General features: G+C 66.9%; 9 protein-coding genes and 1 pseudogene. 4 read left to right on the forward strand and 6 right to left on the reverse strand.

The genetic code is table 11. The annotated features are described in order from the left end of the window. The 3 genes from CC117_RS04265 to CC117_RS04275 all read right to left on the reverse strand — a co-directional run. Positions 1 to 762: NADPH-dependent F420 reductase (locus tag CC117_RS04265; protein ID WP_256385351.1), on the reverse strand; the 762-nt coding region annotated here is incomplete at its 3' end. A 608-nt stretch (positions 763 to 1,370) separates the two neighbouring features. After that, complete coding sequence (locus CC117_RS04270; protein WP_071082457.1) at positions 1,371 to 1,868, reverse strand: flavin reductase family protein; 498 nt, start codon at positions 1,866 to 1,868, stop codon at positions 1,371 to 1,373. Continuing rightward, complete coding sequence (locus CC117_RS04275; protein WP_198541730.1) at positions 1,865 to 3,163, reverse strand: NtaA/DmoA family FMN-dependent monooxygenase; 1,299 nt, start codon at positions 3,161 to 3,163, stop codon at positions 1,865 to 1,867. The genes CC117_RS04270 and CC117_RS04275 overlap by 4 nt, the downstream gene beginning before the upstream one ends. Positions 3,164 to 3,282: 119 nt before the next feature. Between CC117_RS04275 and CC117_RS04280 the strand changes: the two genes are divergently transcribed. The 3 genes and pseudogenes from CC117_RS04280 to CC117_RS40310 form a co-directional block, all read left to right on the forward strand. Then, positions 3,283 to 3,657: a MerR family transcriptional regulator gene (locus CC117_RS04280; RefSeq protein WP_071082459.1), complete on the forward strand. Its 375-nt coding sequence runs from the start codon at positions 3,283 to 3,285 to the stop codon at positions 3,655 to 3,657. A gap of 169 nt (positions 3,658 to 3,826) precedes the next feature. Beyond that, on the forward strand, positions 3,827 to 4,210 hold the full coding sequence (locus tag CC117_RS40305) for a transposase family protein (protein WP_407673468.1): 384 nt from the start codon (positions 3,827 to 3,829) through the stop codon (positions 4,208 to 4,210). Beyond that, positions 4,165 to 4,332 (forward strand): annotated as a pseudogene (locus CC117_RS40310) (transposase); the annotation flags it as partial. The gene CC117_RS40305 and the pseudogene CC117_RS40310, both read left to right, overlap by 46 nt. Positions 4,333 to 4,963: 631 nt before the next feature. Here CC117_RS40310 and CC117_RS40315 read toward each other — a convergent pair. Together CC117_RS40315 and fxlM are read right to left on the reverse strand one after the other, a co-directional pair. Further along, positions 4,964 to 5,764 carry a hypothetical protein gene (locus CC117_RS40315; protein WP_084131521.1) on the reverse strand — a complete coding sequence of 267 codons (801 nt, stop codon included), beginning with the start codon at positions 5,762 to 5,764 and terminating at the stop codon, positions 4,964 to 4,966. 477 nt (positions 5,765 to 6,241) lie between these two features. Beyond that, positions 6,242 to 7,651: a methyltransferase, FxLD system gene (fxlM, locus tag CC117_RS04295; protein WP_241829829.1), complete on the reverse strand. Its 1,410-nt coding sequence runs from the start codon at positions 7,649 to 7,651 to the stop codon at positions 6,242 to 6,244. A 319-nt stretch (positions 7,652 to 7,970) separates the two neighbouring features. Between fxlM and CC117_RS04300 the strand changes: the two genes are divergently transcribed. Beyond that, positions 7,971 to 9,239 carry an MFS transporter gene (locus CC117_RS04300; RefSeq protein WP_071082463.1) on the forward strand — a complete coding sequence of 423 codons (1,269 nt, stop codon included), beginning with the start codon at positions 7,971 to 7,973 and terminating at the stop codon, positions 9,237 to 9,239. A 39-nt stretch (positions 9,240 to 9,278) separates the two neighbouring features. Here the strand turns inward: CC117_RS04300 and CC117_RS04305 are convergent, their stop codons facing one another. Continuing rightward, a complete protein-coding gene (locus CC117_RS04305; protein WP_071082464.1) occupies positions 9,279 to 9,554 on the reverse strand; it encodes an OST-HTH/LOTUS domain-containing protein in 276 nt (91 codons plus the stop codon). Positions 9,555 to 10,215: the final 661 nt, after the last annotated feature.

The raw sequence follows: 10,215 nt of genomic DNA on the forward strand, positions 1-10,215 counted from the left end.
CATGTAGATGGCGCGGTTGAGGCGGGGCAGGTAATCCGTGTCCAGGTTGGTCGTCCCGTCGCCCATCCGCTCGGCCATGGCCGCGGCCGCCAGATCGCGGCGCTTCGGCAATCGTGCCTTCTCCGCTGCGGCCAGCGCCGCTTCCATCGCGTCACGGGTCAGGTCGGTGCAGTAGGCCGGCGCTCCGGGCTGTTGGCGCCACGAGTCCGCGAGGCTGCCGGCGTCGAAGGCGTCGAGACCCGTGTCCTCGACGAGCTTCAGCGTTACCCGTCGATCCTCGTCGCGATCGGCGGCAATGGGGAGTGYGATCCGGTCCGGCGCGCCGGCCGGCTTGCCCTTCTCCGCGAAGGAGGCAGCGCCGATCGCGTTCCATGCCTTGGCGATCGGACGACCGAGTTGTTCGGCCACCCATAGGCTCTCGACCTGCCCCGCCTCGACAGCATCAATCTTGCCATCGCGGGCGGGATAGTAGTTCGACGTGTCGATCACGACTGTCTCGTCCGGAACCGCGGAGAGCAATGGTGCCACGGCCAGGATCTTACTGAAGGGGATGGAGAGGATCACGACGTCGACATTGGTGACCGAGTCCTCCGCTGTCACCGCTCGCCCACCCGAGGAGAGAATGCCAGGGCCGATCGAGTGCGGACCACGCGAGTTCGCTATCTTCACGTCGTGCCCAGCTTCACTCAACGTCCGGACGAGCGTCTTGCCGATATGGCCGGCRCCCAGGATACCGATCTTCATCTGTCTAATCCTATTCAGGTCACGCGCCGGGTGTCGTATCGTCGCTGCTCACCGCGAGCTTGATTGGATGGGGTGGGGTGGGGTGGGTCAGGGGCACTAGCACTTGCCAGGTTAGATACTAACCTCGGGCTTTCACTGGGCTGATCGCTGTTGGGTGGCGGCAAACGGGAAAGTACTCCTGAGTAGGGAGGATTGGGCTTGCTGAGGTTCTGATCGACCCCGCACCAAGGAACACCTTCGCTGTGAAGTCTACCGGCGTGTACCCGCCTGTCCCCGTCGATACCATTCGGAAAAGGAACAGGAGAAACCAAAGAACCACCCCGGGTTCGGTAGAGCGCCGGATACTTACACTTCGGCGAACGGAGTGCTTCCTGGGAGCGGGCACGACTCGATCCTCCCACCGGCCCGCCAGAGCCGCTTCCGCTGGAAAGCCGACTTCGTACTCACCCGCAGCCRCCCGGCCACCTCCACCGGATCGACCCCGGCGGCGAACAGGCCCGCGGCCGGCACCCGGACCGCTTCCCGACCGACACGGCCCTGCGCCGTCAGCCGCCACCATCCGCATACCTCATGCCTGCGGTAAGGCCCAATCGCTGCCAGGCCGTACCCGGACAGACCGGATGTGATCAAACAGACCCCGACCGTTCGAGATCTGTAGCCGCGAGTGTTCGCACTCTGCTCCCGAAGAACACCAGCGGAGCCCGCGACTCGTCGCGCTCGAGTGACAGCACGTCGAGGAGCACGAGAGTGTGATCGCCCGCCTCGATCTTGGAACGCAGTTCGACGGTGATCGTCGCGAGGGCTCCCCTCAGGAAGGCGGCACCGCCCACGACATCGACCTCCAGACCAGCGAACCGCTCGGCGGCCGGTCRCCGCAGATCCCGCGCCGCCGACCCCATTCCCTCCGCCAGCACGCTGATTCCCCAACGCTGCGACCGGCGAAGTCTGGGCCAGGTTGTCGATGTGTGCGCGAACGACAGCGAGACGAGAGGCGGATCCAGCGACACCGAACCCAGCGAGTTCACGGGCATGCCGACGACCTCGCCGTCGATCTCCGCGGCAACCACAGCGAGCCCCGTCGCGAAGCCGGCAAGCGTGTGACGCATGTCCTGGGGCGTGATCATGAAAGCCAGGCTCCCAACCCGTACTGGTCGGGCACGCCGAGGTTCTCGCGCAGAGTCGACCCCACATACCCGTCGGGGTACAGCCCCCGCTCACGCAGGATCGGCACGACCTCGTCGACGAAGGCGTCGACACCGTCCTCGTACACATCGGGAGCGAGCCAGAAGCCGTCGGCCGCTTCCGCTTCGAACCATTCCTGCATGTGGTCGGCGTGCACCTTCCCGGGGCCGACCGTCACGGGGTGGTAGTCGATGACTCCGTGCGCGAGGACGTCGCGCGGTGACCATCCCTCCCGCGCGACTCGCAAGGCGATCGCGGACCGCGGGTCCATCGGCGATGCGTGCGCGCCCGCCAGCTGCTCGGATGAGAGAGGCTTGTCGATGTGCTGCGGCTGGATCTGGACGCCGATCATGGCGCTCAGATGCGGCAGTCGAGCCTCGATGACGTCGCCCGCGATCGCGATGCGGCGGTCAAGCCCATCACGGACCGTGGGAGCGACGGTCGTCATGAGCCCGACGATGAACTTGATCTCGTCGGGGTCGCGCCCCGCCTCGTGCGCGGCGTTCCGGAGCGCGTCGCGCTGCGCACGTGCCTCCTCGATCGTCCACACCTCGGTGATGAACCCGCTCGCGTAGCGACCGGCGAGGGCGAGCAAGTGCGGGCTGGGGCCGCCCGACGTGAAGATCACGGGCTGGCCCTGCTCCGACGGTGGCAGCGCGAGCGGGCCGCGCGATGCCACGTGCTCGCCCCGCAGATTGATCGGCTGCAGCTTGGACGGATCGATGAAGCGGCCCGATTCCTGGTCGTTGATCCAGGCATCCTTCTGCCAGCTGCCCCAGAGCGACTGCACGATCTGGATCGACTCATGGGCGCGCTGGTAACGCTCGGCGCGGTCGGCGACGGGCTTGCCATAATTCGCAGCGACGGCCGGGTCGCTCGTCGTCACGGCGTTCCAGCCCGCACGTCCGTGGCTCATGATGTCCAGCGTCTTGAACTGGCGAGCGGTGTTGAACGGCTCCTGGAAGGTGGTGGATCCCGTCAGCACGAACCCGATGTTGCTGGTGGCCTGCGAGATGGCTGCCGTCTCCATGAGGGGGTCCATGATGTTGCTGATCGTCGAGTGCTCGACATCTCCGCGCACCGCGGGGAAGTCCGGGGTGAAGAGGAACGCGAAGCCGCCGCGCTCAGCGGCCTGCGCGTAGCGGATGTTCGCCTCGACCTTCGCGTAGTTGCCGGGGTCGACGTGGGGCGCGCGCCACGCACCAGGAAGATTGCCGTACCCGTCGGTGAGCACCATGCCAAGGATGATCTTGCGGTCTGCCATGCCCCCATCGTCCGACTATCACACTCATGTGAAGGTCAAGCCCGTCCCACGTAGCATCGCTGGAGACGTTGACATCAATGAGAGGGATCTCAGTGCGGATCGGCGAGCTGGCGAGGGAGACCGATGTGCCCCCGCGCATGCTGCGGTACTACGAGGAGYAGGSGCTCATCACGCCCCRCCGCCTGGACAACGGATACCGTGAGTACGACGAGTACCTCGTTGATCGCGTGCGCAAGATTCGCGGACTGCTCGATGCCGGCATCCCCACCCGCATCATCGGAGCGATACTTCCCTGTCTCGGGCAGACATCTGCGATCGTCGTCGACGACCCTGATCCCGGGCTACGAGCCATGCTCGTCGAACAGCGCGACAAGATGATCGAACGTATCGCGTTCTTCGAACAGAACCGCGACGCCCTCACCCGCTACATCGACGCGATGGACCACGCCGCCGCCACTGGCGATTGAGCCACCGTCTGTCGCAGCTTCCTGAAAACTGGATCTGTCCCTGATCTTGTGATCGGATCGATCCCGGGGCGGGGCGCTGACCACGATCAACCCTCTGTGATCACATGTCTGGTGCCTCTTTGGCCTTGGGGTTCTCCTTCCGCACCTGGCGGGTCTCGTTGTCGATCGGGTGGACCGGTCTGGTGATCGGCTGCGGTTACGGGCCCGTGTTCAAGGAGCCGCTGGCACGTGCCCCGGCTGCGGGGCGGTCTCGGAGCGGGTCCACGGGCGGTATCGCCGCCGATTGGTCGATGCGGCGATCGCGGGTTCTCACGTCGAGATCGATCTGCTGATCCGGCGGTTCCGCTGCCCGGCAGCGAGCTGTCCACGAGTGACGTTCGCGGAGCAGGTCGTGGGCCTGACCAGTCCGCATGCCCGGTTCACCCCGCTCGCCGGTCGGATGATCGAGGCGATCGGGTTGGCGCTGGCGGGCAGAGCCGGAGCACGCCTCGCCGGCAGGCTGGGCCTTCCCGCGGCCTCCTGCGCGACCACGACGCCGTCCTCAACGGCCTGACCCTGCCGCACAGCTCCGGACAGGTCGAAGGCACCGTGAACCGCATCAAGATGATCAAGCGGCAGATGTATGGCCGGGCGAACTTCGACCTGCTCCGCAAACGAGTTCTCCTCGCGACCTGACGACGCCCAGATCCACTTCGATCACAAGATCAGGGACAGATCCAGTTTTCGCGAGGCCTTGACGCGGCCTGCTGCGACAGGCCGGCGGTGAAGGTCCCAGCTGGCCTCGTATCTAGGCGTGACGTGGTAGGCGTGGCACCGGCGTCCCCGTCCTGGTCTTGACCTCCGACGAGCTGGACGCTTTCGCCCAGGGGCGCCGCGGACGAGTGCAACCAGTAACCGTCGGCCCGGCCAGCACGCGGTCGCCGGTTGCCCGCTGGCTCCGTCTCGGACAGGCCAGGTCGACGCTTCCTCGTTCGAGATCGACTACCTGTTGTAATCGGCACGCTTTAGGTGTCCGGTATCGGCTGATATGACTGTTATCCGAGGGTTCGGCGGTGGTGTGTGTGCGCATTGTGTGCGCGGATGTCCCGGCACTGGGCGGCATTTGCCGGCACGTTCCGGCACGGAAATCGCCCTGACCTCGGATTTTGCGGCACGGCGCGGCACGTTCCGGTATGTTCGGATACGCGGTGATCCGTCTTGTAATCGAATGGGGACACAGCCAGTGGGTGATGGTACTGGCTGGCGGCAGGCGGCGCGGTCGTGCCCTGCACCTGTCGAAGGGCGGTTTACCGGTTGAAGGCTGGAGCTACGGAACGGCTGGTAGAAGGTCGGGATCGGTGCGGGCCTGATCAGTCTCCGCTGCGGGATTGAGTCGAGGGTGGGGGTCGGTTCGTAGCTGTGCGACAAGATGGCGTGCTGTGCCGGCGCCGACGCGAAGGCGTTTACGGAGAGTTTCAGCAGAGACTGGGCGACGATGGGCCTGCCAATGGAGGGTGTCCTCGACGCGGGCTCGGTCGAGAAGCTCCTTATCGGACGCGCGCCCCTGCTGTGCGTGATGGCCGACTCGGGTCGCTTCCCGTGAATGCGGTATCGGGTGACCTGCCACCAACAGGTCCGGCTGCCCGGCGTGGCGTGCCGCATCGACAAGTTGGCGCGGGAGTAGCGACGGGGGAACCCGCTCCCCGCTGCTCCCAGTGAGCTGAAGGGCTTGAAGGAGTTCCGGGCCGATGTGGGACCAGCCGATCAGCAAGCAGCAACCGACAGCATCGAACGCGGCACGACCGTAGTGGCCTTCGATGATCGGTTCCGCGGTGTTCAGGGCAAGGGTGACGAGACTGCAAAAGATCAGGAGGCGCTGCGCGGGTCGGATCTGATTCTGGCTGGCACCAGCAAGAGCCAACTGGCGGGTCGCAACGAGCAGAGCGACGACTGAGAGATCAACGGCGGGTGCGACCAGTGGGGCGATGTAGGCGGGAACGCCAAGTCGGATGCCCAGCGCCCACACGTTGCCGAGTCCGAACAGGAAGCTCAACGCGACAACGGTGGCGATTAGCATGGTGACCGCGCGCAGAGCAAACGGCCCGGCTCCCTGGCCGGCAGATGACATGGAAGGCGCGTCGTTCACCGGCCGACCTCTGCCTGACCTGCAAGAATTAGTTCACCGGACAGCGCGACCGGTGGTGGGGTAATGGTTCGAGTCCCCCCTCGGACACTCTCCCAAAGATCAATATTATCTCTGACCTRCATGTACGGGTGTGGGGGTTCAACTACCCCGGCCGACACGAACCACCACCCCATACGCGCTTTGCCTGCACAGTTGTATGTGTATGTCGTGTCGTTTCGGTGATGTCGAGGCGGCCGGGGTGAGCTGTACACCTCGGACCGGCCAGAGATCCCGACGCCCGTCGAGGCCTTGACCGCCGCCCCTTGTCAGAGAAGACAAGCGGGCCGCGTGACGCTGAGATGGCGATGGGCGAACCGATGATTGCTGATCACTCGTGCCCCAGGTGGTGCCAGTTGCCGGCGGGCCACCTCCACCCCGAACCCGGCGGCCCTGGCGACCATCACCTTTGCGAGATCGCGGCTATGGACGTTCCCGGGATACCCTCTGCGTTCCACGGGTGAACGGTCCGCTGCGTGTGCGGGTCGAACAGTACGTGACCGAGTCCACCGTCTGGCCGGCGTGCCCTTGGCGGCGCTCCCAGGCCCAGCGCGATCTAGCTTGGCCCGAGCCGGAGCCGTGGTGGGGCGCGCCCGGGTCGGCTGGCTGGGGCCAGGTGATGGTGATGCGGGTGTGGGCTCGGTCGAGGGTGTGGCCTGGTGGGAGGTCGTGGTCCGGGGTCCCGAGGGGGTGGGCGGTGATGCGAGGGCCGGGGCCGTTGCGGTGGTCGCGTTCCCAGATGCGGATCTGGTCGGCGAGGTCCTCGGCGAGGGTGGTGGCGTCGGGGCCGAAGGCGTGGACGCGGAACTCGTGCAGCGATTCGGCGATCTTCGGGCAGGTCAGGTAGGCGATGCTGGCATCGTTGACGATGGCGTCTCCGGGTGGGCGTCCGGCGGGCGCGAGAGACTCGATCGCCGCGTCCTTCGCGACGTCGAGCTCGCAGTAGTCGTCGAACACGGTCGCGAGCCAGAGTTTGAGCGTGTCGAACGAGGTTATGGGTGGGATTCGCACCCCGGTCCAGACGTCGACGCGTGGGCTGTCGAGGATGCCGTCGAACAACTCGGGTTGTGCCGGGTAGTTGCCGTCGAACCGCAGGGCGATCTCGCCGCCGCGCAGCGCGAGGCGTCGCATCGGGCTCGCGCCGGCGCCCTGCATGCGGACGAAGCCGCACATCTGCGTCTCGCGGCTGACGAGCCGGCTGCCGTGTCGCTCGAACGCGATCCCGCGGCTGAGGCCACGTAGTCGGAGCGGGATGACAAGCCGGCCGTCGTCGACGAGCTGGTCGACCCACGCCGGTGGGATGTCGACGGCCTGCGCCGTGACGATGATCGCGTCGAACGGGGCGTGTTCGGCCGCGCCGTGCCATCCGTCGCGGGTCAGGACCTGGACCTGGCCGTAGCCCGCCGTGGCGAGGAAGCGTGCGGCCCGGTCGGTGATCTCCGGGTCGATGTCGATCGTGGTCACCTCGCCCGCCGGACCCACCACCTCGGCGAGGAGAGCCGCGTTGTACCCACCCGAGCCCAGTTCCAGGCAGCGCATTCCGGCAGTCAGACGCGCCTGCTCGATCATCGTCGCCTGCAACCAGGGTGCGGACACCGAGCTGATCGCCGCGCCGTCCGCGTCGAACTTCGTGCGCACGACCGTGTCGGCGTACGCCGCCTCCAGCGAGGCCTCGGGTGTGAACAGGTGCCGTGGCACCGCCCGGAACGCCGCCTCCACCTCTGCTGTCCGGATCCACCCACCCGCGAGCAGCCCGTCGACCAGCCGAGCACGCAGCCCGTCCGCCTGCTCCTGGTCGAGAACACCCGCCGTCCCGTCCTGAACCGCATCCACCGGCAACATCCCTCACACAGGATCGTGATTGTTGATCGGTACTGTCACCCCGTCTGATCACAGCGGGCCGCACACGTCCCGGACGGTGAACGTCCGTTCCCGTCCTCGGGCGCCCCGGCCAGCAAAGACGATTCGCCCCGGCGGGCAGATCACCCGCCCAGCTCGCCGCCCTTGTCGGCGCCGCGACCGCCAGCAGTGACGCCACCCATCCAGCGTAGTTTGATCTTCACTGTCAGCCACGATCTTCACCAAACTTCGCGCGTCGAACCGCCCCGCGGCTTCGGGCTGACGGGGACATCACCGGTGGTACCGTGCGCCGGTGCGGGACCCGGATCGCCGCAGTCTGCTCCTCGAGTACGCCGTCAGTGCGGCGGGCAGCGGCCTCGGGTCCGGGGCGCTGCCGATCGTCGCCGTCCTCGTCCTGCACGCCTCCGCGTTCGAGGTGTCGATGCTGTCCGGCCTGGCGAGCCTGACCGCCGCGGCGGTTCTGCTGCCACTGGGCGCCGGCATCGAACACCGACGCAAACGACCCGCCATGATCGCGGCGGATCTGGCACGATGCGCCGCGCTCGCCAGCGTGCCAGCTGCTGCCGCGCTGCATCTGCTCACCTACCCGCAGCTGGTCGCGGTCGGGGCGATCTCCACGACCGCGTCGATCGTCTTTGCCGCCGCCAGCGGGGCGCACCTGAAAGCGATCACGGATCCGGCGGACCGTCTGAGAACGAACAGCTGGTTCGAGACCGCCGACTGGATGTCGGGTACGGCGGGGCCACCGGTGGGCGGGCTGCTCATCGGCGGCATCGGGGCCACCGCGACGATGGCCATCGACGCCGCCTCCTACCTCGGCTCCGCCGTCGGCGTGCGACGCATCCACGCGAGCGAACCGCCACCGCCCGAGCGCTCCGCCAGCTCCGGCATACGACCGGGATGGCGCCACATCATGACCCACCCCGGGCTGCGGCCACTGTTCTTCAACGCGATGCTGTTCGGCGGCCCGGTCGTCATGACCTTCCCACTGCTCGCGGTCCTCATCCTTGACGAGCTCCACCTGTCCGCATCCGCCTACGGGCTGGCGCTTGGCGTGCCGTGCCTCGGCGGGATCGCCGGGTCACGGCTCGCGCCGGTCCTGGTGCACAGGTTCGGGCAGCGCCGTGTGCTGCTCGCCGCCGGTGTAGCGCGCGCTCCCTGGCTGCTGCTGTATCCGCTCGCGCCCCACGGCCTGACCGGACTAATGATCATCATGGTGGCGGACACGGCCATCCTGACGTGCGTGGGAGTGTTCAACCCGGTCTTCGCGACCTACCGGATGGAGGTCACCGCCGACGCCTACATGACTCGTGTACGAACTGCCTGGGGGATCAGTTCCCAGACTGTGCAGCCGCTGTTCGTCCTCGCCGGCGGCGGCCTCGCCGCGCTCACCAGCGTCAGGACCGCGCTGCTCATCGCAGGCCTCGCCTGCCTGGCCAGCGTCGCGCTGCTGCCCTATCGGACGCTGTCCAGGGACGCCGCAGCCGCCGACGCGATCCACCAGCAAGGACGGCAAGCCCGCCACGGACACAGGCGGTCCGCACCTTGGGCACGCTCGTGAGCAGAGCTGGCGCTCACCATCGCCGTGGGCCGTGGGCGCCTACTTGATACGTGCGTGGACGGGGCCGGACGTGCCTGGGCCGTTCTGCTGAAGCTCGAACAGGTCGGTCGCGACCATCAGATCCATGAGGCGGGCGTAGCCGTAAGCCTTCAGGACAACCGCGGGGTGCTTCCGGATGGCCAACCCGACCGCCGACAGATGGGTCCACCCACCAGGGCCGCAGTTCGTCGCGACCGCCTCGCGCAGCCGGCTCGGCGTCAACACCAGCCAGCCATACATCCGCACAAAGATCATATAGGGCAGGCGGATGGACATAGCTGACCATCATGCCGACAGCCGCCCCGCCGCATCAGCCCAGCTCATGGGCCCAGGCTGACTTCTGGCACCCCAGTGCGCCATGAGCGCGGAGAGTGAGGTCGACAGGTAGGGGATTTCGCTTGATGCGGTGCTGCTTGGAAGATGAAGGATTTGTGGCCCTTCGGCGTCGCCCTGCGGGGGGAGGCGTCAAACCACCTCATGCTGCGTTGGCTGAAGACCGTCGTGGTGAGCGATGAGGAAAAGGCGCACAAGATGCGTCAGGTAGGGACCGGGAAGGCGAGCGAGAGCGAACCGCTGAGGAAGTGTCGAAACCAGATCAGACGGCATTGAAACTGGGGCGCTTGGGGTTGCTTCAGGATGAGCCTGGCGGGAGCCCGTGTACTGGCCAGGTGGTGCCCGGCATGGAGGCGGCGCGAGCCTGGTCTGCGGCTTTCACGTGGAACATGGGAAGGCAGATGTCGACACTGCGCGCCCGCCCTGCGGGGCGGACGGGCGAGAGGGAGCGCGCTAAGCGGCAGGAACCGTAAGGCGTTGAGTACCGTCGCGGCGTCTGCTGGCGGACCGGCTCGTAGTAGCGGGTGAGGTGGGCCCCGTTCTTCGGACAGTGATCCCTATGAGGGATAATTGATCCGTGAACGGAGGAGATCAATGAGTCAGT

Source organism: Parafrankia colletiae (assembly GCF_001854655.1).
GTDB lineage: Bacteria > Actinomycetota > Actinomycetes > Frankiales > Frankiaceae > Parafrankia > Parafrankia colletiae.

Excerpts from the sequence above, each read along its gene's own strand:
- CC117_RS04305 (WP_071082464.1), bottom strand. The coding sequence starts at position 9,554 with ATGTCCATCCGCCTGCCCTATATGATCTTTGTGCGGATGTATGGCTGG.
- CC117_RS04275 (WP_198541730.1), bottom strand. The coding sequence starts at position 3,163 with ATGGTGCTCACCGACGGGTACGGCAATCTTCCTGGTGCGTGGCGCGCG.
- CC117_RS40315 (WP_084131521.1), bottom strand. The coding sequence starts at position 5,764 with ATGTCATCTGCCGGCCAGGGAGCCGGGCCGTTTGCTCTGCGCGCGGTC.